The following is a 24,852-nucleotide window of genomic DNA, read 5'->3' on the forward strand; positions in this document are numbered from 1 at the left end:
TTATTCCCTTATGGTGCGCTTGTCCTTTCTCCAGGTCAACGGCCGCTTTCCCACCCGAAGTCACAACCCGGTCACAGCACCCCGACCGCGCGCAGGGCCGTGACTTGCGCCGGGCTCGGGCGGGTCGGCGCGTACAGGTAGCAGACGCCCCCGGGCGCGGAGACCGCCTTGCCGGCCGCGTTGTACCGCTGCGTCCGCAGCCATACGTTCTCCCATTCCCGGCGGCGGTACACCCTGCGGACCGAGGGGTTGTCCGGGGAGTGCGGGTCGTTGGCGACGACGTCGCCGGACGCCGTCAGGCCGACGATCGTCATCAGGTGTCCGGCCGTCCCGTAGCCGGCGCCCGTCAGCTCGTCCGCGCGGAAGGACTGCGAGGTGATCACGGGGATGCCCGCGCGGAGGAGGGTCTCCAGGTCGGCGAGGGAGGACAGGCGGGTGACCACCGCCCCGATACCGCCGTACGAGGCGGCGTACGCGGCGTTGAAGGGCCAGTTCCCGCAGCCCTTGTAGGCGTGGTCGTACGTGGAGCGGGCGGCGTGGCAGACCTGCGGGTCGCTGTACGACGGGTCGACCCAGGCGAGGTCCGCGGGGGCGGGCCGCCTGCCCCAGAACTCCACGACCATCTGGGAGGAGGTCGGGCTGCACCACGCCTCGCCGCCGTTGTCGTACTCCGGATAGCGGCCGATGTGGACCTCCTGCGAGTAGCGCGGGACGGCCAGTTCCACCGCCTCCCCTGAGGGGACCGACGCCGGCACGGTGAAGCGGTCGGGCACGTCGGACGCCATCGCCCCGGCGAGCCCGACGGTCGGGCCGCGCCCCGAGCCGGGCTTGCGGTACAGGGTCAGGCGCAGCTGCCACGCCGTGATGCGCAGGCCCGCGGCGCGCGCCGGCGCGTCGACGGCGAGGGTGTCGGTCCACACCGTGGACCGGCCGTCGGTCTGCCCGTCCACGGAGGTGCGGCGGATGTCCGCGTCACCGGAGGCCCAGCGGCCCATCACGTACCAGGGGCTGGTGCCGCCGTCCCCGTACGTGGCGCGCAGCTCGATCCGGATCCAGGTGCCGGCCGGGGTGTGGGCGTTCCAGGAGGCGACGACCTCGGTCGCCGGGACGGCGGTGCGGTGCACGGGCGAGGTCCAGACGGCATGGTCCCAGGCGGCCTTGCGGCCGGTGTGCGGGTCGGTGTAGTCGGTGCGGCCGGCCGGGACGTCGAAGGCCAGGCTCCCGAGGGTGCCGGGCAGGGTCGTCGTGCCCCGGTGGGTGCCGGCGCCCCAGTGGCCGCGGGAGAACCAGAACCGGTTGTCCACGCTCCGGCCGGCCGCCGCCGCGGCCGGAGGGGCGCCGCCGGCGTCGGCGCCGGGCGCTCCGGCCGGGCCCGCGGGGCCCGCCGGCTGCGCGGCCGCGGCCGCGGCCTGCGCCCTGCCGACGGGCACGGTCGCCGCGGCGGCCGCCGCGAGGGCGACGGCCAGCAGGGCCCTGCGTGGTGTGGGTGCGGTCATCGCGGACTCCCCCTGGTTCAGTACGGCGGAAACGGTCCTCCACCCTTGCAGTTCCCCGCTGCGGGATGTCGATGCCGCACGCCGTGTCGGGGAGGAAGACCCGGCCGCCGCGCCCGGCCGTAGGCTGGCCGGGTGGAGTCACAGCAGCCCCTCGCGTCGCTCGCCCGGCAGATCCGGGCGCTGCCGCCCTCGCTCGGACCGGTCCGCCTGATCGGCATCGACGGGCACGCCGGCTCCGGCAAGAGCACGTTCGCCGGGCGGCTCGCCGAGGCGCTGGGCGGCCCGCCGGTGCTCCACCTGGACGACGTTGCCACCCACCGAGAGCCCTTCGCCTGGCCCGACCGGCTGCGCGCCCAGGTGCTGGAGCCGCTCGCCGCCGGCCGGCCCGCCCGCTGGACCCCGTACGACTGGGTGGAGCGCCGGTTCGGCCCCGTACGGGTGCTGGAGCCGGCCCCTGTGCTGCTCGTGGAGGGGGTGGGCGCGGGCCGGCGCGCACTGCGGCCGCACCTGGCGCGGCTGCTGTGGATGGAGACCCCGCGCGCCGAGGCCTGGGGGCGCGGGCGCACGCGGGACGGCAGGGGGCTCTCGGACTTCTGGGACGGGTGGGAGCGCGCGGAGCTCGCGCACTTCTCGGATGACCCTTCGCGCCCCTTCGCGGACATCCTGGTACGCCAGAGCGGTACGGGATACGAGTGGTCTTCCGGGACGGGTGCGACCGCCGGAGGGACGGGTTCCGTCACCCAAGGTGACGGATTCCCCCTGGCCTGAGCGCCCCGCGAAAACGGCTTGCGCGGCCCTCCCCCGACCCGCTTGACCTGGCCCCCGCAGCGGCCTTACGTTCTGAAGGCGCGGTCTTTCCAGGCCGCAGCGGACGCGAAGCCCCCGATTGTTCCCCCGTGATCGGGGGCTTCGTTCTGCCCCGGGCGCCCCTCCGGCCCCCGCCGAGGCCTCCGCACCACCGCGAAAACCTCACCCTGAGTCACCCCGCCCGGTGTACGCCCCCTGGCGGGCCTTCGCCGCAGCACCCTACGGAAGGGGCGTCGCCGCAGGTACGATGCAGCCCTGATTTCATCGGCGCAGCGGACAACCGGCTTGTGCAGTGCGGGGGTTGCTGGGCACCACGGGGGCAGGCTTGTGGGGGATGTGATGGATTTCGGCATGCCGGGCAGCGCGCACGCCCCGGCCGAACTCGCCTGGCTGCGCGGGGTCGACGCCTGCACCATGGGCGCCTATCCGCAGGCCGAGGAGGAGTTCCGCACGGCCGTCCGGCTCGACCCCGCGATGGCCGACGCCTGGCTGGGCCTGCATGCGCTGCGCGTGGACACCACGAACGCGTTATTGCGCATGTACACCCACCGCGAGCGCTTCGGCGAGCAGCGGGCGCGGCACCGGCGGACCCTCAACTCCTGGTACTGGCTCGGGTGGTGGGTCCAGCCCGTGCTGGAGAGCCGCCGGGACCTGCTGCTGGCGCACGCCTCGCACTGGCTGGACGGCCGGCACGTGCCGGAGCTCGACCAGGCGCTGGCGGCCCTCCCGCCCGTGGACGCCGACCCGCAGGTGCGGTTCCTGCACGCCTGCCGCGCCTACCTGGTCAAGGACTGGGAGCAGCTCGTCCGGCACACCGAGCCGCTCGTCGACGACCCGCTCCTGGGGATCGAGGCGGGCCTGTTCGGCGGCATGGCCCGGGTCCGGCTGGAGATGTACGGGCAGGCCGAGCCGATGCTGGCGGCGGCGCTGATGCGCTGCCGCAGCGAGCAGCCGCAGCGCAAGGAGCTGCGCTACTGGCTGGCGCGGGCCCACGAGGGGACCGGCCGCAGCGCGGCGGCGCTGCCGCTGTACCGGGCGGTGCACCGCGTCGACCCGGCGTTCATGGACACCGCGGCGCGGCTGACGGCGATCGAGGACAGCGAGGACTACGACGGCTACGCCGGGTACGCGGGCGCGGGCTGCGAGGCGTACGGCGGTCTCGGGGCCGCCCCGGGCGGCGGCGACTACGCGGCGGTCGTCCTCGGCGGCGGGCCCGCCCAGGACGTCGGGCTCGTCGCGGACGGCCCCGCCGATCCCCTGGACCCGCTGTCGGCGGCGGACCCGGCCGAACCGCGCTACGGGGGCCCCGTACCGGGGCGGCCGCCGGGCGTACGGCGCAAGTCGGTCTTCCCCCCGCAGGGGCCGGCGGACGGCACGCCGGCCGGGCCGGCCGATCCGCAGCTGCTCGCGCAGGCCCTCGCCGAGCTGGAGCGCATGGTCGGCCTGGAGCCGGTGAAACGGCAGGTCAAGGCCCTGTCGGCGCAGCTGCACATGGCCCGGCTGCGGGCCGGCCAGGGGCTCCCCGTCCAGCCCCCGAAACGGCACTTCGTCTTCTCCGGGCCCTCGGGGACGGGCAAGACGACCGTGGCCCGGATCCTCGGCCGGGTGTTCTACGCGCTGGGCCTGCTCGGCGGCGACCACCTCGTCGAGGCCCAACGGGCCGATCTCGTCGGCGAGTTCCTCGGGCAGACCGCGGTCAAGGCCAACGAGCTGATCGATTCCGCGATCGGCGGGGTGCTCTTCGTCGACGAGGCGTACAGCCTCTCCAACTCCGGCTACAGCAAGGGCGACGCGTACGGCGACGAGGCCCTTCAGGTGCTGCTGAAGCGGGCGGAGGACAACCGGGACCACCTCGTGGTGATCCTCGCCGGCTACCCGGCCGGGATGGACCGGCTGCTGTCCGCGAACCCGGGGCTGTCGTCGCGGTTCACGACGCGGGTGGACTTCCCGAGCTACCGGCCGGCCGAGCTGACGGCGATCGGCGGCGTCCTCGCCGAGGCGAACGGCGACTGCTGGGACTCCGAGGCTCTGGAGGAGCTGCGCAGCATCAGCGGGCATGTCGTGGAGCAGGGCTGGATCGACGAGCTCGGGAACGGGCGGTTCCTGCGCACCCTGTACGAGAAGAGCTGCGCGTACCGGGACCTGCGGCTGGCCGGCTTCGCCGGGGAGCCGTCCCGGGAGGACCTGGCGACGCTGCGGCTGCCGGACCTGATGCAGGCGTACGGGGAGGTCCTCTCGGGCCGCGGCCCGCACCAGGACCCCCCGCCGCTCTGACGGACCCCCGCAGGACACGGGCCCCGGACACGGGGCCGCCCCGGGACCGCGCGGTCCCGGGGCGGCTGCCGTCAGGGGGTGAGGGCCGCCGAGGGGGCCCGGCGGCGGGACGGGATGCGGTGGGCGGGGTCGCGGACCTCGCCGACCAGCATCTCCAGGACGTCCTCCAGCGCCACCAGCCCCAGCACCCGCCCCGCGGGATCGGCGACCTGCGCCAGGTGTGTGGCGTCGCGCCGCATGACGCTCAGCGCGTCGTCCAGCGGGAGCGTCGAGGACAGGGTCGGCATCCGGCGCCAGACCCGCTGCGGCACGGCCCGCTCCCTGTCGTCCAGGTCGAGGACGTCCTTCACGTGGACGTAGCCCATGAAGGCCCCGCCCTCGGAGCGGACCGGGAAGCGGGAGTACCCGGTGCGGACGGTGAGGCGTTCGATCTGCCGGGGCGTGGCGCCGGGCCCGACCGTCACGAGCCGCTCGCGGGCGAGCAGGACGTCGGTCACCGGACGGCTGCCCAGTTCGAGGGCGTCCTCCAGGCGCTCCTGCTCCCGCGGCTCCAGGAGCCCGGCCTGCCGGGAGTCCTCGACGAGCCGGCCGAGCTGGGCGCTGGTGTAGACGGCTTCGACCTCGTCCTTCGGCTCGACCTTGAACAGGCGGAGCACGACGGCGGCGCAGGCCCCGAGGGCGGTCGTGATCGGCCCGCACAGGCGGGCGAAGGCGACCAGGCCGGGGCTGAACCACAGGGCCGTCCTCTCCGGCGCGGCCATCGCGAGGTTCTTCGGGACCATCTCGCCGATGACGAGGTGCAGGAAGACCACGGCGGCGAGGGCGACGGCGTACCCGAGGGGGTGGACGAGGCCCTGCGGAATGCGGGCGGCGTGGAAGACGGGCTCCAGGAGCCGGGCGACGGTGGGCTCGGCGACCGCTCCGAGGGTGAGCGAGCAGAGGGTGATGCCGAACTGGGCGGCGGCCATCATGCGGGGCAGGTTCTCCAGGCCGTGGAGGACCTGGCGGGCCCGCTTGGATTCTGCGGCGAGCGGCTCGATCTGGCTGCGGCGGACGGAGACGAGTGCGAACTCGGCGCCGACGAAGAACCCGTTCGCCAGGACCAGGAGCAGCGCGAAGAGGAGTTGGAGGACGTTCACCGGCCCGCCGCCTCCAGCTCGCCGGCGCCCGCGGCAGCCGGGACGGCCGGGGCAGCGGCCGCGGCTGCCGGGACGGCCGCGGCGGCCGTGACGGGCGGCGTCTCCGGGGCGTCGCCGCCGACCGGTCCGGGCGCGGTCCGCACCAGGCGGACGCGTTCGGCCCGGTAGCGGGCCACCTGCCGGACGGACAGCTTCCAGCCGGGGAGCTCGGCGTGGTCGCCGGGGGCCGGGATGCGGCCGAGGAGATCGGCGACGAGGCCGGCAACGGTCTCGTACGGGCCGTCGGGCACGTCGAGGCCTATGCGGCGCAGGGCCTGAACGCGGCAGCTGCCGTCGGCCTCCCAGGCCTGTCGGCCGTCCTCGGCGGGGAGGGCGGCCAGTTCGGGGGTGGCGTCCTCGGCGAGGTCGTGCTCGTCGCGGACCTCGCCCACGAGCTCCTCCACGATGTCCTCCAGGGTGACGACGCCGGCGGTGCCGCCGTACTCGTCGACGACGACGGCCATGGGCTGCTCGCTGCGCAGCCGCTCCAGCAGCGGCTGCACCGGCAGGGACCCGGGTACGAGCAGCGGGGCGACGCAGATCCGGCCGACGGCGGTGCGTGCGCGCTCGGCTTCGGGCACGGCGAGGGCGTCCTTGAGGTGGACGACGCCGGTGACCTCGTCGATCCGCTCGCGGTAGACGGGGAAGCGGGACAGGCCGGTGGCACGGGTCAGGTTGAGGACGTCCGCGGCCGTGGCCGTGTACTGGAGGGCGCTGACCTTGACCCGGGGGGTCATGACGTGCTGCGCGGTGAGCTCGCCCAGGGACAGGGTGCGGACGAAGAGGTCGGCGGTGTCCTGTTCGAGGGCGCCGGCCTGCGCCGAATGGCGGACGAGGGAGACCAGCTCGCCCGGGGTGCGGGCGGAGGCGATCTCCTCGGCCGGCTCGACGCCGAAGGCCCGTACGAGGCGGTTGGCGACGGCGTTCAGCCCGGCGATGACCGGCCGGAACACGGTGGCGAAGAGCGTCTGCGGGCCGGCGACGAAGCGGGCCACCTGGAGCGGCCGGGAGACCGCCCAGTTCTTCGGGACGAGCTCGCCGACGACCATCTGGACGGCCGAGGCGAGGAACATGCCGATGAAGACGGCGACGCCGGAGACGGCTCCGGCGGGCAGGCCGGTGGCGGTCAGGGGGCCCGCCAGCAGGGCGGCGAGGGCCGGTTCGGCGAGCATGCCGACCACCAGCGAGGTGATGGTGATGCCGAGCTGGGTGCCGGAGAGCTGGAACGACAGCTCCCGCAGGGCGCGGACCACCGTGCGGGCACGGCGGTCGCCTTCGGCCGCGGCCCTCTCGGCCTCGGGGCGTTCGACGGTGACGAGGCCGAATTCGGCGGCCACGAAGAAGCCGTTGGCGAGGATCAGGGCGAAGGCCGCCAGGAGCAGGACGAGCGGGATGGTCATGCCGCCGCCTCCGGGGGAAGGGCGGCGCGGGTACTACAGGACGATCCGTCCATTGCCGGAGGGAGTCACTCCTCTGGTCGCAGGTGCCCGCGGGCCCCGGGGGTCCCGGGGCCGGTGGGAGGGCACAGGGCTGTGCCCGGCACCAGGGTAGTCATTGGGATCGCCGCCGCAATGGGACGCAGCGGCCGGAGTGTGCGCGGCGCGGGTCCGGTTCAGTGGTGGTGGTCGCCGGTGCCGCGGGTCTCGGCGAGGGCGCGCAGGGCGCGGGCGTCGGCGATCGCCTGTTCCTTGGCGATGCCGGGCTGGATGCCGAGGGCGGGCAGGCTGGTGCCGTCGCTCAGGTCGAGGAAGACCCACGCGTCGCCGGGGCGCAGGTTGACCCGGAGGATCTCGGCCCATTCCAGGCGGCGCTTGCTGGTGAGGTTGACGACGGTGACGCCGGCCTCGTCGGCGACGACCTTGGGCCGGCTGAGCAGGACGAGGACGGAGCTCATCAGCGCCGCGGTGAAGATGAAGCTGAGGCGCTCCCCCGGGCCGAGGTTCTCCAGCAGCAGGGCGATCGCGGTGATCGTCGCGAACATGGCGAGCCCGACGCTCAGCAGGACGACCCGGGTGCGGGTCGGCCGGAACGTGACCGGCAGGGCGGGGAGGTCGGGCTGGGCGGCGGACTCGGCCATGGTGCGGGAGGTGCCTTCTTCAGGGGGCGTGCGGGTCGGGCGGCGGCGTACGCGGAGGGGTCACAGGCGGCAGGCGTGGATCGAGGTGGTGAGGATGGCGCGGGCGCCGAGCTCGTACAGGTCGTCCATGATGCGCTGGGCTTCCTTGGCGGGGACCATCGCGCGGACGGCGACCCAGCCCTCGTTGTGCAGCGGGGAGACCGTGGGGGACTCCAGGCCGGGGGTGAGGGCGACGGCCCGCTCCAGGTGCTCGGCGCGGCAGTCGTAGTCCATCATCACGTAGCTGCGGGCGACGAGGACGCCCTGGAGGCGCCGCAGGAACTGCTGGGCCTGCGGGTTGCCGGTCTCGGCGCCGCTGCGGCGGATGACGACGGCCTCGGAGGTCATGATCGGCTCGCCGATCACCTCCAGGCCGGCGTTGCGCAGGCTGGTGCCGGTCTCGACGACGTCCGCGATGATCTCGGCGACGCCGAGCTGGATCGCGGTCTCGACCGCGCCGTCGAGGTGGACGACGGAGGCGTCGATGCCGTGGTCGGCGAGGTGCTTGGCGACGATGCCCTCGTAGGAGGTGGCGATCGTCATCCCGTGGAAGTCCTCGGGGCCCTTGGCCGTGCCGGGGCGGGTGGCGTAGCGGAAGGTGGACCGGCCGAACCCCAGCGGCAGGATCTCCTCGGCGTTGGCGCCGGAGTCGAGGAGCAGGTCGCGGCCGGTGATGCCGATGTCGAGGCGGCCGGAGGCGACGTAGATCGCGATGTCCTTGGGGCGGAGGTAGAAGAACTCCACCTCGTTGTCGGCGTCGACGACGACGAGTTCCTTGGACTCCTTGCGCTGGCGGTAGCCGGCCTCATGGAGCATCGCCGACGCCGCTCCGGAGAGTGAGCCCTTGTTGGGGACGGCGATGCGGAGCATGGGGGCTTCCTTCTCTGCGGGATGCGGGATTAGGGGCGGTGGGTGCGGGTGGGGGCGGGGCGGAGGACCGGTCCGGGGACCGCGGCGGCCCTAGAGGTGCTTGTAGACGTCGTCGAGGGAGATCCCGCGCGCGACCATCATCACCTGGATGTGGTAGAGCAGCTGGGAGATCTCCTCGGCGGCGGCTTCCCTGCCCTCGTACTCGGCGGCCATCCAGACCTCGGCGGCCTCCTCGACGACCTTCTTGCCGATGGCGTGGACGCCCTTGGCGACCAGCTCGGCGGTACGGGAGGTGCCGGGGTCGCCGTCAGCGGCCTTGGCCTGGAGCTCGGTGAAGAGCTCTTCGAAGGTTTTGTTCGCCATGATGGTCCTCAGGATAGGGGGTCCTCCGCCGCCACTCAGCGCCAGGGTTCGCTGACGGACCGCAGGGTGGCCGCGGTGGAGACGGCGGCGATGACCGCTTCGTGCCCCTTGTCCTCGTTCGATCCCTCAAGGCCGGCGCGGTCCAGCGCCTGCTCCTCGTTGTCGCAGGTCAGAACACCGAAGCCGACGGGGACTCCGGTGTCGATCGACACCTGCACCAGGCCCTGGGTGACGCCCTGGCACACGTAGTCGAAGTGCGGGGTGCCGCCGCGGATGACCACTCCGAGGGCGACGACGGCATCGTAGCCGCGACCGGCGAGTACCTTCGCCACGACCGGGAGCTCGAAGCTGCCGGGGACCCGGAGCAGGGTGGGCTCGTCGATGCCGAGCTCGTGGAGGGCGCGCAGGGCGCCGTCGACGAGTCCGTCCATGACCTTCTCGTGCCACTGCGCCGCGATGACCGCGACCCGCAGGTCGCCGCAGTTCCTCACGCTGAGTTCGGGTGCGCCCTTGCCGCTCACTGCTGTTCTCCTCGGTGGTTCGTTGTCCGTGGTTCGCTGTTCGTGTGTTGCCGGTGGTGCGGGCGGGTCCGCCGGGCCCGGGGGCCGGGTTCCAACGGGGTGCCGCCGGGGTGGGTGCTACTGGTTGCCGCAGGCGGTGGGGACGGTCTCGCCGAGCCAGGGCAGGTCGTGGCCCATGCGGTCCCGCTTGGTGCGCAGGTACCGCAGGTTGTGCTCGCCGGCCTCGACGGGCATCGGCTCGCGGTCGGTGACGGCGATGCCGTGCCGGACGAGGGCCGCGGTCTTGTCGGGGTTGTTGGTGAGCAGGCGGACGCTGCGGACGCCGAGGTCGGCGAGCATCTGCGCGCCTGCGGCGTAGTCGCGGGCGTCGGCGGGGAGGCCGAGCTCCAGGTTGGCGTCGAGGGTGTCGCGGCCGCGCTCCTGGAGTTCGTACGCGCGGAGCTTGGACAGCAGTCCGATGCCGCGGCCCTCGTGGCCGCGCAGGTAGACGACGACGCCGCGGCCCTCCTCCTTGATGCGGGCCATGGAGGCGTGCAGCTGGGGGCCGCAGTCGCAGCGCAGGGAGTGGAAGATGTCGCCGGTGAGGCACTCGGAGTGGACGCGGACGAGGACGTCGGCGCCGTCGCCGATCTCGCCGTGGACGAGGGCGACGTGCTCGACGCCGTCGACGGTGGAGCGGTAGCCGTAGGCGGTGAAGTCGCCGAAGGCGGTGGGCAGGTTGACCTCTGCCTCGCGGCGCACGGTCGGCTCGGCGGAGCGGCGGTAGGCGATCAGGTCCTCGATGGAGATGATCGTCAGGCCGTGCTTGCGGGCGAAGGGGATGAGCTCGGGCAGGCGCAGCATGACGCCGTCCTCGCCGGCGATCTCCACGATGGCGCCGACGGGGCGCAGGCCCGCGAGGCGGGCGAGGTCGACGGCGGCCTCGGTGTGGCCGTTGCGGACGAGGACGCCGCCGGGCTTGGCGCGGAGCGGGAAGATGTGGCCGGGGCGCACGAAGTCGGCGGGCCCGGAGACTCCGTCGGCCAGCATGCGCAGGGTGGTGGCGCGGTCGGCGGCGGAGATGCCGGTGGTCACGCCGTGGGCGGCGCTCGCGTCGACGGAGACGGTGAAGGCGGTCTTCATCGACTCGGTGTTGTGCTGGACCATCTGGGGCAGTTCGAGCCGCTCCAGTTCGTCGGCCTCCATGGGGGCGCAGATCAGGCCGCGGCACTCGCTCATCATGAACGCGACGATCTCGGGGGTGATCTTCTCCGCGGCGACGACGAGGTCGCCCTCGTTCTCGCGGTCCTCGTCGTCGACGACGACGACCGGGCGGCCGGCGGCGATGTCGCGGACGGCCCGCTCGACGGGGTCGAGCCGGAACGGCTCGTCGAGGAGGGAGTCGTAATCGGGAACGGGCTTGAGGGCGGTCATGCCGTTGCTCCTTCCAGGGCCGGGGCGGTGGTGGTGCGCGAGCGCCGGTACCAGTCGTGCGCGCCCCAGAGGACGAGCGCGAAGTAGACGACGTAGACGAGGCCGGAGAACGCCAGCCCGCCGGTGAAGGCGAGGGGGACGCCGACGAGGTCGACGAGGAGCCAGGCGAACCAGAACTCGACGAGGCCGCGGGCCTGGGCGACCATCGCGACGACGGTGCCGACGAAGATGTACGCGTCGGCCCAGGGGCTCCACGACAGGTTCGGGTAGAGGGTGAACAGGCCGCCGACGGCGAGGGTGCCGAGGACGGCGCCGGCCAGGAGGAGGCCGCGCTCGGCCCAGGTGGCGGTGCGGACGGCGATGGAGCCGTCTTGGGCCTGCCGCCGGCCGAGGTGCCAGGCGCGCCAGCCCCAGGCGGCCACGCCGATGACGAGGAGCTGCTTGCCGACGCCGCCCGCGAGGTGGGCGGAGGCGTAGGCGGCGATGAGCACGAGGCCGGAGAGGAGCTGGGCGGGCCAGGTCCAGATGGAGCGGCGCCAGCCGAGGGCGAGGGCGGCCAGGCCGAGCAGGTTGCCGATCATGTCGGACCAGATGACCTTCTGCCCGAAGGCGGTGAAGGCTTCGGCGCCCAGCCAGCCGAGCGCGCTCACGGGGTGTCCTCCTCGGCTGCGGCGGCGGTCGCCGCGAGGGGGTCGACGCCGGCGGCGAGGAGGCGCTCGACGTACTTGGCGAGGACGTCGACCTCCAGGTTGACGGGCTCACCGGGCTGCTTGGTGCCGAGCGTGGTCAGCGCGAGGGTGGTCGGGATGAGGCTGATGGTGAAGTGGTCGGCGGCCGCCTGGACGACCGTGAGGCTGACGCCGTCGACGGTGATGGAGCCCTTCTCGACGACGTACCGGGCGAGGTTGCCCGGGAGGGAGACCTTGACGAGCTCCCAGTGTTCGGAGGGGGTGCGGGAGAGGATCTCGCCGGTGCCGTCGACGTGGCCCTGGACGAGGTGGCCGCCGAGGCGTCCGCCGAGGGCCATGGGGCGTTCGAGGTTGACGCGGGAACCGGGCCGCAGGGCGCCGAGGCTGGAGCGGTTGAGGGTCTCCTGCATGACGTCGGCGGTGAACTCGCCGTCGGCGGTCTCCACGACGGTGAGGCAGACCCCGTTGACGGCGATGGAGTCGCCGTGCTTGGCGCCGTCGGTGACGAGGGGGCCGCGCAGGCGGAAGCGGGAGGCCTCGGCGAGTTGCTCGACGGCGGTGACCTCGCCCAGTTCTTCGACGATTCCGGTGAACACTCAGTGCTCCTTGGGGGCGGTGGGGACGGCGGTGATGCGCAGGTCGGTGCCGGTGCGGACGGCCTCGGTGATGTCGAGGCGGACCGCGTCGGCGATGTTCGTGATGCCGGCGCCGGCGAGGGCGGCGGGGCCGGCGCCCAGGAGGGCGGGGGCGAGGTAGCCGATGACGCGGTCGACGGCTCCGGCTTCGAGGAAGGCTCCGGCGAGGGTGGGGCCGCCTTCGAGGAGGAGGGAGCGGACTCCGCGGTCGTACAGCGCGGCGAGGAGGTCGGGGACGGGGATCCGGCCGTCCTTCGGGGTCAGCCGGAGGAGGTCGGTGCCGGGGGGCAGGTGCCGGGTGTCGGCGTCGTCGGCGACGACCAGGAGGGTGGGGGCGGAGCCGTCGAGGATGCGGGCGCCGGCCTGGGCGGTGGCGCGGGGGTCGACGGCGATGCGCAGGGGCTGGGTGGCGCCGTCGATGCCGCGGGCGGCGAGGTGGGGGTCGTCGGCGCGGAGGGTCCCGGCGCCGACGAGGACGGCGTCGGACTCGGCGCGCAGCCGGTGGACGTCGGCGCGGGACTCCGGGGAGGTGATCCAGCGGCTGGTGCCGTCGGCGGCGGCGCTGCGCCCGTCGAGGGTGGCCGCGTACTTCCAGGTGACGTGGGGCCGGCCGAGGCGGACGGCGGTCAGCCAGGCCGCGTTGCCGGCGGCGGCCTCGGCTTCGAGGAGTCCGCCGCGGACGTCGATGCCGGCGGCGCGCAGGGTGGCGGCGCCGCCGCCGGCCTGCGCGCTCGGGTCGGAGACGGCGTAGACGACGCGGGAGACGCCGGCGTCGATCAGGGCCTGGGCGCAGGGTCCGGTGCGGCCGGTGTGGTTGCAGGGTTCGAGGGTGACGTAGGCGGTGGCGCCGCGGGCGGCGGGTCCGGCGTCGCGGAGGGCGTGGACCTCGGCGTGGGGGCCGCCCGCGCGCTGGTGCCAGCCTTCGCCGACGACGGCGCCGGAGGCGTCGGCGAGGACGCAGCCGACGACGGGGTTGGGGCTGGTGCGGCCGAGGCCGCGGGCGGCGAGCGCGACGGCACGGCGCATGGCGCGGGTGTCCGCTTCCGCGTCGTGCGGTGCGGCGTGCGCGGCGTCGTGGGGTGCCACCGGGTCCTCCTGCCTCGTCGGGCACGGACTCCGGGGCTGTCGGGATACGACAGATCGAGCGGTACAGGCACGCGGGGACGCCGAGGCCGGAGGAAACGGTCCGTTCCGGGCGCGTCCGCGAGGAAGCGCTGGTGGACCGCCGACGGCGGCGTACCGGTGACTGCCCGCCGCGCACTGCCTCCCATCCGGACTTTCACCGTCGGTCCAGGAATCTCACCTGGTCAACCGGCCGCTGGCTGCGGACGGGTCGCGGACTATACCGCCGGTTCGGAATTACACCGACCCCGGAGTGCGCTGCTACTGGTACTCCCGACCAGTCTGCCACGGGCGATCGGCGCCCATGCCGGCGAAGTGCTGTGGCCTGGGTCACAAGGCCGGGCCGGGCGGGTGAGTCCGTCACGTCGCTTCCATGATTGGTCCAGACCTATTGACGCCTTGGTCTAGTCCTCTTAACGTTCCCTTCATCCTCCCCGGGAGAGCCCGCCGGACGTGCGCACGCCGCGGGCCAACACGCACCACCTGTCTGCATGTTGTGTCCTGCCACCTCCCCTCCCCAGGAGGCTCAATGCTGTCCCCCACACGAACGAGGGCGATGCTCCTGGCATCCGGCGCGGCGATCGCCGGACTGCTGGCGGGCGGGCTCTCGGCGGGCGTCTCGCACGCCGCCGACAACGAGAGCTGCCGGCCCGACGGGCTCTACAAGACGGCCGGGGTCGACGTCCCCTACTGCTCGGTCTACGACACCGAGGGCCGCGAGAAGATGGGCGCCGACCACCAGCGGCGCGTCATCGGCTACTTCACCAGCTGGCGCACCGGCAAGAACGGCCAGCCGGCCTACCTGGTGAACAACATCCCGTGGGACAAGGTCACCCACATCAACTACGCCTTCGCGCACGTCGGCGGCGACAACAGGATCTCGGTCGGCGCGGACGGCCCGAACAACGCCTCCACCGGGATGACCTGGCCCGGCGTGGCGGGCGCCGAAATGGACCCCGCCCTCCCGTACAAGGGCCACTTCAACCTGCTGAACAAGTTCAAGAAGCAGCACCCCGACGTGAAGACGCTGATCTCGGTCGGCGGCTGGGCGGAGACCGGCGGCTACTTCGGCGACAACGGCGACCGGGTGGCCTCCGGCGGCTTCTACTCGATGGCCACCAACGCCGACGGCTCGGTCAACCAGGCAGGCATCGACACCTTCGCCGCCTCGGCGGTCGACTTCATCCGCACGTACGGGTTCAACGGCGTCGACATCGACTACGAGTACGCCACTTCCATGAAGGACGCGGGCAACCCGCTGGACTGGTCGCTCGCCAACCCGCGCCGGGCCGGCCTCGTCAAGGGCTACGACGCCCTGATGAAGTCGCTGCGCGAGAAGCTGGACCAGGCCGGCGCCGCCGACGGCAAGCACTACCTGCTGACCGTCGCCGCCCCGTCCTCCGGCTACCTCCTGCGCGGCATGGAGACGTACCAGATGCAGAAGTACCTGGACTACGTCAACATCATGTCCTACGACCTGCACGGCGCCTGGAACGAGTACGTCGGCCCGAACGCCTCGCTCTTCGACGACGGCAAGGACGGCGAGCTCGCCGCCGCAGGGGTGTACGGCTCCCAGCAGTACGGCGGCATCGGCTACCTCAACACCGACTGGGCGTACCACTACTTCCGCGGCTCCATGCCGGCCGGCCGCATCAACATCGGCCTGCCCTACTACACCCGCGGCCACAAGAACGTCCAGGGCGGCACGGACGGCCTGTGGGGCAAGGCCGCGGCGACCAGCTGCCCGGCCGGCTCCGGCCTGGCCAAGTGCGGCGACGGCGCGGTCGGCATCGACAACCTGTGGCACGACAAGGACGACAACGGCAACGAGTCCCCGGCGGGCTCCAACCCGATGTGGCACGCCAAGAACCTCGAGAAGGGGATCGTCGGCGACTACGTCACCCAGTACGGCTTCCCCGCAGGCACCACGCTGACCGGCACCTACGCCCGCAAGTACGACTCGACCCTGGTCGCGCCGTGGCTGTGGAACGCGCAGAAGAAGGTCTTCCTCTCCACCGAGGACGAGCAGTCCGTGGCCGCCAAGGCCGACTACGTGGTCGACCGCGGCATCGGCGGCACCATGGTCTGGGAGATGGCCGGCGACTACGCCTGGAACGCCGCCAAGGGCCAGTACGAGATGGGCTCCACGCTCACCTCGCTGATGTACGACAAGTTCAAGTCGGCCTCCCCGTACGGGGCGAAGAAGGCGGGCGCCACCGCGCTGCCGGCCCAGGCCGTGGACGTGAAGGCCGAGTTCGGCGACTTCAAGCTCGGCGACTCCAACTACCCGCTCACCCCGAAGATCAAGATCACCAACAACACCAAGACGGCCCTGCCGGGCGGCACCGAGTTCCAGTTCGACTACGCCACCTCGGCCCCGAACAACGCCTCCGACCAGTCCGGCTTCGGCACGAAGGTGATCAGCAGCGGGCACACCGGCAACAACGTCGGCGGCCTGAAGGGCGACTTCCACCGGGTCTCCCTGAAGCTGCCGGCCTGGCAGTCGCTCGCCCCGGGGGCCTCCGTCGACCTGGCGTTCAACTACTACCTGCCGGTGTCCACCCCCTCCAACTGGACGGTGAACATCGCCGGGACGGTGTACGCCCTCGCCGGGGACCTGGCGCGCGGCACGGCCGTGGTGGAGCCGGGCGGCGGTTCGCAGCCGCCGACCAGCCAGCCGCCCACGAGCCAGCCCCCGACGAGCCAGCCCCCGACCAGCCCGCCCCCGGGCGGCACCTGCACCAACCCGGCGTACCAGGCCGGCGACGTGTACACCGCGGGCACGGTGGTCTCCCACAAGGGCCGCAACTGGAAGGCCCAGTGGTGGACGCAGAACGAGGAGCCGGGCACGACCGGCCAGTGGGGCGTCTGGAAGGACCTCGGCGCCTGCTGACGCACCGCCCCCGCACCTGACGCGGGCGGCACGGTGAAGGGACCCGGTGGCCCGGCGGCCACCGGGTCCCCGCACGTCCGGGGCCGGTCGGCGCCCCGTACGCTGCTGCGGGTGACCACCTCTGCGGCAGACCTCTCGGCCGAATTCGAGCAGCACCGCCCCCGGATGTTCGGCATCGCCTACCGCATGCTCGGCTCCGCGGCGGAGGCCGAGGACACCGTCCAGGACGCGTGGCTGCGCTGGAGCGCCGCCGACCGCGGCGACGTCCTGCACCCCGGGGCCTGGCTCGCCAAGGCCGTCACCCACCTGTGCCTCAACCGGCTCACCTCCGCGCGCGCCCGACGCGAGGCGTACGTCGGCCCCTGGCTCCCGGAGCCGGTGCTCACCGGGGACGGGGCGCTGGGGCCCCTGGAGTCGGCCGAGCAGCGCGACAGCGTCTCGACGGCCCTGCTGCTCCTCCTGGAAGAGCTCACTCCGGTGGAGCGGGCCGTGTACGTGCTGCGGGAGGCCTTCGCGTACGGGCACCGGGAGATCGCCGGACTGCTGGACGTGTCCGAGGCCAACAGCCGGCAGCTCCACCGGCGGGCCTCGGCGCGCGTCGCCACAGGGAGGGCCGCCGCCGCGGCGGCCGGCGGCGAGGACGGCGGCGGGGAGAGCCCGGCCGCCGTCCGGAGCCGGCGCTTCCAACCGGATCCCGCGCAGTGGCAGGTGCTGGTCGAGGGCTTCCTCGCGGCGGCGCGCGACGGCGACCTGGCCCGCCTGGAGGGCATGCTCGCCGCGGACGTCCGGTACGTCTCCGACGGCGGCGGCGTGGTCAGCGCGGCCCGGCGCCCGGTCGAGGGCCGGGACAAGGTGGCCCGCTTCCTGGCCGGCGCCGTGCGCAAGTTCGGGGCCGGCCTGCCGGTCGCGGTCGCCCCGGTCAACGGCGAGCCCGCGCTGCTCGTCGGCGGGGCGGCGGTCGTCATGCAGGTGGAGTTCGAGGACGGCCTGGTCAGCGAGGTGCGGACGGTCCTGAATCCGGAGAAGCTGGAGTTCCTGGCGCAGCAGTTGTCACGTTCGCCGGGGCTGTCCAATCCGGGCTGGTGAACGCACTCCCCAGCGGAAGGACACGGACACCATGAGCACCATCCTGGTCACCGGCGGAACCGGGACCCTCGGCAGGCGGGTCACCGACCGGCTTCAGGCCGCCGGCCACGAGGTACGGGTCCTCAGCCGCCGCTCGGAGCAGTACCCCGTCGACCTGCGGGACGGGAGAGGGCTCGACGCGGCGATGGCGGGGGCGCAGGTGGTCGTGCACTGCGCCTCCTCGCCGCGCGGCGGGGACGACAAGGCGGCCGGGCACCTGATCGCGGCGGCCCGGCGGGCCGGGACCGTCACGAACCTCGTCTACATCTCCATCGTCGGCGTGGACGTGGTGCCGCTGGGCTACTACCGCGTCAAGCACCGGGTGGAGCGGATGCTGCTGGAGTCCGGGCTGGGCGTGACGATCCTGCGGACGACGCAGTTCCACGACCTGGTGGCGGCGGTGGCCCGGGCGCTGGCCAGGGTCCCGGGGCCGGTGCCCGTGCCCAGGGGGGTGCGGGTGCAGCCGATCGCGGTGGAGGAGGTCGCCGGCCGGCTGGCGGAGCTGGCGGTTCCCGTCCCCGCGGCGGGCGGGCGCGTCCCGGACATGGGCGGGCCCGAGGTGCGGACGCTGGCCGACTGGGTGCGGGCGTACCTGGCGGCGGGCGGGGGGCGCCGGCGGCGGGTGGTGGAGGTGCCGCTGGCGGGAAGGGCGTACCGGGGGTTCCTGCGCGGCGGGAACCTCGCGCCGGACCGCGCGGTGGGCACGGTGCGCTTCGCGGACTTCCTGGCGGAGGGCGGCGGGCGCGCCTGAGCCGCCGCGGGGCGGCGGGCTGCGGCCCCGCGGCGTCAGCCGAAGAGCGCGGCCTGGGCGGACTCCGCGGCGGCGAGGCGGGCGCCCGCCAGGACCGCCGCGTCGCCGAGGGCGGTGGCGCGGACCTCCGTGGGGACCGGGCTGAGGGCGGCGAGGCGGCGGGCGACGCGGTCCGCGAGGGCGGGTCCGCCCGCGTGGCCGAGTTCGCCGCCGAGGACGACGCACCCGGGGTCCAGGACCGCCGCGACGGCCGCGGCGCCCAGGGCGAGGCGCTCCGCGAGGGCGTCGAGGAAGGCGTCCCCGGCGGCGCCCGCCACCGCTTCCGCCACCGGCCCGGTGAAGCCGTGCGCGGCGGCCAGCCCGGCCACGGCGGCCCGCCCGGCGAGCGCGTGGAAGCCGCCCTCGCAGCCCGCGGCCGAGGGCAGGGAGCCCGTGCCCGGCACGGGCAGGAAGCCGATCTCGCCCGCTCCGCCCGAGGCGCCGCGCCGCAGCCGGCCGTCGAGGACGACGGCCGCGCCGACGCCTGCGCCGAGCCACAGCAGCACGAAGGAGCCGGCGTCCCGCGCGGCGCCGACCCGCTGCTCGGCCAGGGCCGCCAGGTTGGTCTCGTTCTCCACGGAGACCGCCGCGGGCAGCCGCCGCCGCAGGGCCGCGACCAGGTCGCGGTGCCAGGCCGGCAGCCCGGCGGTGCTGCGCAGGCGGCCGTCGGCGGGCGCCCCCAGGCCGGGCGCGCCGACCACGACGGTGTGCAGGGGGTCCGCTCCGGCCTGGCGGGCCAGCGCCTCCAGGGCGTCGACGGCCTCGTCGGCGGCGTCGACCGGGAGGGCCGCCCGGGCCAGGGGCCGGCCCAGCAGGTCGGTGACGACGGCGGTCGCACTGTCCGTGCGCACGTCCAGGGCCGCCAGGTGGGCCCGCCGGGCGACGATCCCGTACAGGCGGGCGTTGGGGCCGCGGCGCCGGGCGCCGGCCTCGCCGACGACCTCGACCAGCCCGGCCTGCGCGAGCCGCTCGACGAGGTCGGCGACCGAGGGCCGGGACAGGCCGGTCATCTCCTTGAGCTGAGCAGCCGTCAGGGGGCCCTCGTCCCTGAGGAGTCGCAGGGCGAGGCGGTCGTTGAGGACGCGGGCCGTGCTCGGCGAGGCCGGGGCGGGGGCCGGTGCGGGGGCCGGGGCGGTCGCGGCCTGGGCGGCAGTCACGGTGCCCATCCTAGGCAGTGCGGCCCCCTCACCATCAGGCAGGCTTCCTGATAGTTTGATCGGCATGACCGGCGAAACCGCATCCGCTCCGGCGCGCCTGCGCTCCGCACGTCTCGCCATTGCGGCCGTCTTCTGCGTCCACGGCGCCGTCACCGGCTCCCTCGCCACCCGCATCCCGTGGATCCAGGAGCACGTCGGCCTCGGGCCCGGCGCCCTCGGTCTGGCCCTCGCCTTCCCCGCCCTCGGCGCGGCGCTCGCTATGCCGCTGGCCGGGCGGGTCAACCACCGTCTCGGCGCCCGGCCGGCGCTGCGCGTCCTGCTCGCCGCGTGGACGCTGTCGCTCGCCCTGCCGGCCCTCTCCCCCAACCTGCCCTCGCTGTGCGCCGCACTGCTGGTGTACGGGGCCGCCTCCGGCATGTCGGACGTGGCGATGAACGCGCTCGGTGTGGAGACGGAGAACCGCATCGGCCGGTCGATCATGTCCTCGCTGCACGGCATGTGGAGCGCGGGGGCCCTGCTGGGGGCCGCCGCGGGCACCGCGGCCGCCCACCTGGGAGCCGACGCCCGCTGGCACCACCTGCTCGCGGCGCTCGCCCTGACCGCCGCCGGGCTGGCCGCCGCGAACGGGGTGCTGGACCTGCGCAGCCCGGCGGACGAGCCCGCGCCGCCGCACTTCGCGCTGCCGCCGCGGTCGGCACTGCTGATCGGCGCGGTGGGCTTCTGCGCGGTGTTCGCCGAGGGGGCGAGCCTGGACTGGTCCGCGGTCTACCTGCGGGACGTGCTGGACGCGGACGCCGCGCTGGCGGCGGGCTGCACCACCGCGTTCGCGCTGACGATGGCGCTGGCCCGGTTCGCGGGCGACCGGGTGGTCGACCGGTTCGGACCGGTGCGCACGGTCCGGGCGGGCGGCGTGCTGGCCACGGCGGGCGGGCTGCTCGTGGTGACCGCGCGGCACCCGGCGGCGGCCATCGGCGGCTTCGCGCTGATCGGGCTCGGCGTGGCGGTGGTGGTGCCGCTGGCCTTCGCGGCGGCGGCGCGCAGCGGCCCGGAGCCGGCGCAGGCCATCGCGGGCGTCGCGACGATCACGTACACGTCCGGGCTGATCGCGCCGTCGGCGATCGGCGCGGTGGCGGACGCGACGTCGCTCGTGGTCTCCTTCGCCCTGGTGACCGCGCTGGCGGTGGTGCTGACAGCGGGCGCGTCCGTCCTGCGTCCGCGGGCCGCCGCCGGCGGGAAGGGCGCCCCCGCCAACCGGAACGAACCCACTGGTATACGGCCGTAATATGACGCTGGCCGCACCGGCCGGCCGTGATCCGCGCGCCTGACGTCCGGTACGGCGGGCATGCTTGGCGGACCGGATCGACGGAAGTGGTGGGACATGGGCCTCGGCGTGGGCTGGACGCTGCACGGAGACGGGCGGACCCCCGCCCCCGGAGCAGTGGTGCGGCCGGACGAGCGGCTGTCCTGGCCGCGGACCGCGGGGCTGGGCGCCCAACACGTCGTGGCGATGTTCGGCGCGAGCTTCGTCGCGCCGGTCCTGATGGGCCTGGACCCGAACCTCGCCATCATGATGTCCGGCATCGCCACGGCCGTCTTCCTCCTGGCGACCCGCGGCCGGGTCCCCTCGTACCTGGGCTGCTCCCTGTCGTTCGTCGGCGTCGCCGCGGCGATCCGCGCCTCGGGCGGGGACAGTGCGGTGGTGACGGGCGCCGTGTTCACCGTCGGGGCCGCGCTGTTCCTGGCCGGCCTCGCCGTGCAGCGCTTCGGCGCGCGGATCATCCACGCGACGATGCCGCCGGTGGTGACGGGCGCGGTGGTGATGCTGATCGGCTTCAACCTGGCGCCGGTGACGGCCTCGACGTACTGGCCGCAGGACCAGTGGACGGCGCTGCTGGTCATGCTGTTCACCGGGCTGGCCGTGGTGTGCCTGCGCGGCTTCTGGTCGCGCATCGCGATCTTCCTGGGGCTGGTCTTCGGCTACGCGGTCTCGGCCCTCTTCGACCTGCTCTTCGGCAAGATCCACTCGCCGGCGGGCGGCACGGAGGCGGTCGACCACTGGCGCCTGGACCTGTCCGGTGTCGCCGAGGCCGACTGGATCGGCCTGCCGTCGTTCCACGCCCCGCAGTTCGAGTGGTCGGCGATCCTGATCGCGCTGCCCGTGGTGATCGCCCTGATCGCGGAGAACGCCGGGCACATCAAGGCCGTCGGCGAGATGACCGGCGACCCGCTGGACGACACCCTGGGCACGGCCATCGCCGCCGACGGGGCCGCCTCGATGCTCTCCACCGCGGTCGGCGGCCCGCCGAACACGACGTACTCCGAGAACATCGGCGTCATGGCGGCGACCCGGGTCTACTCCACGGCCGCCTACTGGGCGGCGGCGGGATTCGCCCTCCTCTTCGGCCTGTGCCCGAAGTTCGGGGCGGTCGTCGCCGCGATCCCCGGCGGGGTCCTCGGCGGGATCACCGTCATCCTGTACGGCATGATCGGGCTGCTCGGCGCCCAGATCTGGCTGAACGGCCGCGTGGACCTGCGCAATCCGCTGAACCTCGTGCCGGCGGCCGCGGGCATCATCATCGGCGTCGGCGGGGTCGAGCTCCGGATCACCGACACCTTCGTGCTCGGCGGGATCGCCCTCGGCACGCTCGTGGTGATCACCGGCTACCACGCGCTCCGCTTCTTCGCCCCCGCCCACCTGAAGGAGCAGCCGCCGCTGCTCGACGCGGGAACCTCCGACTACGACCGCGAGGACGGCCCCGCGGCGGACGGCCCCTTGGCGGACGGTGCCGGCGGCGGCGCGGAGGGCCCGTCCGGGCAGGGCCCGCGCCCCTGACCCGGGCGGCGGTTCCGGCCCCGAACCCCCGCCGCGGTGCGCCTCGTTCGCCCGAACCGGGGAAGGACACGGCCAAGTCCCCCGCTCGCGCGGCGCGGCCTGCCACCCTCCCTCCATGGAAGCGGTGCTCGCGCGGATGCGCGCCCTGGACGAGCGGCTCCCCCCGCGGGACGGCGTCGCCGTCTTCAACCGGGTCTACCTGACGGTCACGGAGACGCTGGACGAGCGCATCCGCCGCGGGGACTTCCCCGCGCCCCGGCAGGCGGAGACGCTGAGCGTCCGGTTCGCCGAGCGGTACCTGGCCGCGGTGGAGTCGGAGCGCGCCCCGGCGTGCTGGCGGCCGCTGCTCCAGTACCGCCGGCACCCCGGGGTGCGCCCGCTCCAGCACGCGCTGGCCGGGATCAACGCCCACATCGGCCACGACCTGGCGCTGGCGGTGGTGTCCGCCTGCCGGGCGCTGGGCTGCGAACCGCGGGCGCTGGAGGCGGACTTCGACCGCGTCGGCGACACGCTGGTCTGCCTGGAGGAGCGCATCCGGGAGGACCTGATGCCCGGGCCGGACCTGCTGGAGGTCGCGGACCCGCTGACCCACCTCCTCGGCTCGTGGAGCCTCGAACGCGCCCGCAGCGCCGCCTGGTCGGCGGCCCGCCTGCTGTGGCGCCTGCGCCGCACCCCCGACCTCGCCGAGGAGTTCGCCGAGTCGCTGGACGCCGGCGTCGGGCTGGTCGGCCGCTGCCTGCTGACCCCGACGGGCCGGGCATGAGGACGGGCCGCCGCCGCGCTGTGCACGCGGGGGCGGCCCGTGGTCACGGGGAGCCGCGGGTCAGTCCTCCGGCAGCTCGACCGGGGCGATCTCGTCGTAGACGTCGCCCGGGCCCGGGTTGGTGGCGTCGGTCTCGCCGCCGAGGTGGTGCATGACGCCCCAGACGGCGTTCAGGGCCGTCTGCACGGCGCCTTCGGCCCAGCCGGCCGTCCAGGAGATGTCGTCGCCGGCGAGGAAGATGCCGCGCTTGTCCTCGGGCAGGCGGTCCTGCATGAAGTGGGTGAACAGGCGCCGCTGGTAGCGGTAGTGGCCGGGCAGGTTCGCCTTGAACGCACCCATGAAGTAGGGCTCGTTCTCCCAGGAGACCGTCACCGGGTTGCCGATGATGTGGCGGCGGATGTCGACCTTCGGGTAGATCTCGCCGAGGGACTTCAGCATGACCTCCATCCGCTCGTTCGCGGACAGCGGCAGCCACTTCAGGCTGTCGTCGCACCAGGTGTACGACAGGCAGATGACGGCCGGCTGGTCGGGGCCGTTGTCCAGCAGGTAGGTGCCGCGGGTCATCCGGTCCGTCAGCGTCATCGACATGGTGTCGCGGCCGGTCTCCTCGTCCTTGTCGAGCCAGAACGGGCGGTCGACGGGGATGAAGAGCTTGGAGGACTCCATGTAGTGCGTGCGCTCGATCGCCGTCCAGTGGTCGATCGGGAACAGCGAGTCGTCGCACGCGATCTTGGAGAGCAGCATCCAGGACTGCGCCGTGAAGATCGCGGCGCGGTAGGTGCGGATGTCGCCGGAGGCGTCGGTGACGGTGATGCGGTTGCCGGCGGTGCGGTGCAGGCGGGTCACCGCCGGGCGCGGGGTGCCGTCGTGCAGGGAGGACAGCGAGGTGCCCTGCGCCCAGTGCACGATCTTCTCCGGCTCGCGCTCCCACAGGCGCAGCGGCAGCTGCTGGGAGCCGCCGACGATGCCGCGGTGGTGGTCGTCGGCCTCGGTGTAGACGACGCGGAGGATCTCCAGGATGGAGTTCGGGAAGTCGGTGTCCCAGCCGCCGGTGCCGAAGCCGACCTGGCCGAAGATCTCGCGCTTGCGGAAGGACTTGAAGGCCTCCGACTCGCACAGGTAGCCGTAGAAGGTCTGGTTGTCGAGCTTCTCGACGAGCTTGGCCCAGATCTCGCGGATGCGCGGGACGTCCCGCTCGCGCATCGCGGTGTTCATGTCGGAGAAGTCGGCGCCCTCTTCGAGGCAGGCGTTCCACGCGTCGGCGACGTCCCGGTAGATCTGCGGGAGGTCGGCGATCGTCTCGGCGTAGTGGGTCTCGCCCTTGAGGTCGACGACCGTCGAGGGGGTGGCCTCGGCGAGCGGGTTCGGGAAGGGCTCCGTCTGCAGGCCGACGAGGTCGATGTAGTGCTGCAGGGCGGTGGAGGAGGGCGGGAAGCGCATGGCTCCCATCTCCGCGGTGAGGCCCTCGGTGCCCGGGCCCTCGAATCCGACGGTGCGCAGGCGGCCGCCGATCTGGTCGGCCTCGTACACGACGGGCTTGAGGCCCATCTTCATCAGCTCGTAGGCCGAGATGATGCCGGACAGGCCGCCGCCGATGACGGCGACCTCGGTGCCGTGCTCGGTCGCCGGTATCTGGCCCAGGCCCGCCGGGTGGGCGAGGAAGTCGTCGTACGCGTACGGGAAGTCCGGGCCGAACATGGTGATCGGCGGCTGGCCGTCGCTGTGCGGGACGGCGGTGGTGGGCACCGTGGACGTCATGGGGTACGGCTCCTTGCAGGTGGGGCTGGGGGGAGGGCTCGGGCCTCGG

Annotated in this window: 21 protein-coding genes and 1 riboswitch; of the genes, 8 read left to right on the plus strand and 13 right to left on the minus strand. The window is 73.9% G+C overall.

Annotated elements, in window-relative coordinates; translation table 11 throughout:
* Positions 1–71 precede the first annotated feature (71 nt).
* Entirely contained in the window at positions 72–1,496 is a 1,425-nt protein-coding gene (locus C0216_RS20575) for a peptidase C39 family protein (protein ID WP_114056700.1), read from the minus strand.
* A gap of 132 nt (positions 1,497–1,628) precedes the next feature.
* Between C0216_RS20575 and C0216_RS20580 the strand changes: the two genes are divergently transcribed.
* Together C0216_RS20580 and C0216_RS20585 are read left to right on the plus strand one after the other, a co-directional pair.
* Positions 1,629–2,264 carry a uridine kinase family protein gene (locus C0216_RS20580; protein WP_114056701.1) on the plus strand — a complete coding sequence of 212 codons (636 nt, stop codon included), beginning with the start codon at positions 1,629–1,631 and terminating at the stop codon, positions 2,262–2,264.
* A gap of 378 nt (positions 2,265–2,642) precedes the next feature.
* Positions 2,643–4,577 (plus strand): AAA family ATPase, encoded by a 1,935-nt coding sequence (locus tag C0216_RS20585; RefSeq protein ID WP_114056702.1) that lies wholly within the window; start codon positions 2,643–2,645, stop codon positions 4,575–4,577.
* 71 nt (positions 4,578–4,648) lie between these two features.
* Here the strand turns inward: C0216_RS20585 and C0216_RS20590 are convergent, their stop codons facing one another.
* From C0216_RS20590 to ribD, 10 genes are all read right to left on the minus strand, one after another.
* A complete protein-coding gene (locus C0216_RS20590; protein WP_114056703.1) occupies positions 4,649–5,716 on the minus strand; it encodes a hemolysin family protein in 1,068 nt (355 codons plus the stop codon).
* A complete protein-coding gene (locus C0216_RS20595; protein ID WP_114056704.1) occupies positions 5,713–7,155 on the minus strand; it encodes a hemolysin family protein in 1,443 nt (480 codons plus the stop codon). Before C0216_RS20595 ends, C0216_RS20590 begins: the two co-directional genes overlap by 4 nt.
* 212 nt (positions 7,156–7,367) lie before the next feature.
* Complete coding sequence (locus tag C0216_RS20600; RefSeq protein WP_114056705.1) at positions 7,368–7,832, minus strand: PH domain-containing protein; 465 nt, start codon at positions 7,830–7,832, stop codon at positions 7,368–7,370.
* 60 nt (positions 7,833–7,892) lie between these two features.
* Entirely contained in the window at positions 7,893–8,741 is an 849-nt protein-coding gene (gene hisG, locus C0216_RS20605; protein ID WP_114056706.1) for an ATP phosphoribosyltransferase, read from the minus strand.
* Positions 8,742–8,831: 90 nt separating this feature from the next.
* Complete coding sequence (locus C0216_RS20610) at positions 8,832–9,104, minus strand: phosphoribosyl-ATP diphosphatase (protein ID WP_114056707.1); 273 nt, start codon at positions 9,102–9,104, stop codon at positions 8,832–8,834.
* Between the two features lie 35 nt (positions 9,105–9,139).
* Positions 9,140–9,625 carry a 6,7-dimethyl-8-ribityllumazine synthase gene (gene ribH / locus C0216_RS20615; RefSeq protein ID WP_114056708.1) on the minus strand — a complete coding sequence of 162 codons (486 nt, stop codon included), beginning with the start codon at positions 9,623–9,625 and terminating at the stop codon, positions 9,140–9,142.
* 117 nt (positions 9,626–9,742) lie between these two features.
* Positions 9,743–11,038, minus strand: coding sequence for a bifunctional 3,4-dihydroxy-2-butanone-4-phosphate synthase/GTP cyclohydrolase II (locus C0216_RS20620; protein WP_114056709.1), 1,296 nt, complete (start codon positions 11,036–11,038; stop codon positions 9,743–9,745).
* Entirely contained in the window at positions 11,035–11,688 is a 654-nt protein-coding gene (locus tag C0216_RS20625; protein ID WP_114056710.1) for a nicotinamide mononucleotide transporter family protein, read from the minus strand. Before C0216_RS20625 ends, C0216_RS20620 begins: the two co-directional genes overlap by 4 nt.
* Positions 11,685–12,323 carry a riboflavin synthase gene (locus C0216_RS20630; RefSeq protein WP_114056711.1) on the minus strand — a complete coding sequence of 213 codons (639 nt, stop codon included), beginning with the start codon at positions 12,321–12,323 and terminating at the stop codon, positions 11,685–11,687. The genes C0216_RS20625 and C0216_RS20630 overlap by 4 nt, the downstream gene beginning before the upstream one ends.
* On the minus strand, positions 12,324–13,388 hold the full coding sequence (ribD, locus tag C0216_RS20635) for a bifunctional diaminohydroxyphosphoribosylaminopyrimidine deaminase/5-amino-6-(5-phosphoribosylamino)uracil reductase RibD (RefSeq protein ID WP_114058811.1): 1,065 nt from the start codon (positions 13,386–13,388) through the stop codon (positions 12,324–12,326). It lies immediately after the preceding gene.
* A 227-nt stretch (positions 13,389–13,615) separates the two neighbouring features.
* A riboswitch (FMN riboswitch) is annotated at positions 13,616–13,745 on the minus strand.
* Positions 13,746–14,013: 268 nt separating this feature from the next.
* On the opposite strand from ribD, the gene C0216_RS20640 reads away from it, so the two are divergent.
* From C0216_RS20640 to C0216_RS20650, 3 genes are all read left to right on the plus strand, one after another.
* Positions 14,014–16,377 carry a chitinase C-terminal domain-containing protein gene (locus C0216_RS20640; protein ID WP_114056712.1) on the plus strand — a complete coding sequence of 788 codons (2,364 nt, stop codon included), beginning with the start codon at positions 14,014–14,016 and terminating at the stop codon, positions 16,375–16,377.
* Between the two features lie 111 nt (positions 16,378–16,488).
* Positions 16,489–17,463 (plus strand): sigma-70 family RNA polymerase sigma factor, encoded by a 975-nt coding sequence (locus tag C0216_RS20645; RefSeq protein ID WP_114058812.1) that lies wholly within the window; start codon positions 16,489–16,491, stop codon positions 17,461–17,463.
* 31 nt (positions 17,464–17,494) lie between these two features.
* Complete coding sequence (locus C0216_RS20650; protein WP_114056713.1) at positions 17,495–18,253, plus strand: SDR family oxidoreductase; 759 nt, start codon at positions 17,495–17,497, stop codon at positions 18,251–18,253.
* Positions 18,254–18,288: 35 nt separating this feature from the next.
* On the opposite strand, the gene C0216_RS20655 is transcribed toward C0216_RS20650, so the two are convergent.
* On the minus strand, positions 18,289–19,458 hold the full coding sequence (locus C0216_RS20655; RefSeq protein WP_114056714.1) for an ROK family transcriptional regulator: 1,170 nt from the start codon (positions 19,456–19,458) through the stop codon (positions 18,289–18,291).
* A gap of 55 nt (positions 19,459–19,513) precedes the next feature.
* Between C0216_RS20655 and C0216_RS20660 the strand changes: the two genes are divergently transcribed.
* The 3 genes from C0216_RS20660 (at position 19,514) to C0216_RS20670 (ending at position 23,045) form a co-directional block, all read left to right on the plus strand.
* Positions 19,514–20,731 carry an MFS transporter gene (locus C0216_RS20660; RefSeq protein ID WP_114056715.1) on the plus strand — a complete coding sequence of 406 codons (1,218 nt, stop codon included), beginning with the start codon at positions 19,514–19,516 and terminating at the stop codon, positions 20,729–20,731.
* Between the two features lie 96 nt (positions 20,732–20,827).
* Positions 20,828–22,282 carry a uracil-xanthine permease family protein gene (locus tag C0216_RS20665; protein WP_114056716.1) on the plus strand — a complete coding sequence of 485 codons (1,455 nt, stop codon included), beginning with the start codon at positions 20,828–20,830 and terminating at the stop codon, positions 22,280–22,282.
* A 115-nt stretch (positions 22,283–22,397) separates the two neighbouring features.
* Entirely contained in the window at positions 22,398–23,045 is a 648-nt protein-coding gene (locus tag C0216_RS20670) for a DUF5995 family protein (RefSeq protein WP_114056717.1), read from the plus strand.
* Between the two features lie 60 nt (positions 23,046–23,105).
* Here the strand turns inward: C0216_RS20670 and C0216_RS20675 are convergent, their stop codons facing one another.
* Entirely contained in the window at positions 23,106–24,803 is a 1,698-nt protein-coding gene (locus tag C0216_RS20675; protein WP_114056718.1) for a flavin monoamine oxidase family protein, read from the minus strand.
* Positions 24,804–24,852: the final 49 nt, after the last annotated feature.

This window comes from Streptomyces globosus (genome assembly GCF_003325375.1).
Taxonomy (GTDB): Bacteria; Actinomycetota; Actinomycetes; order Streptomycetales; family Streptomycetaceae; genus Streptomyces; species Streptomyces globosus_A.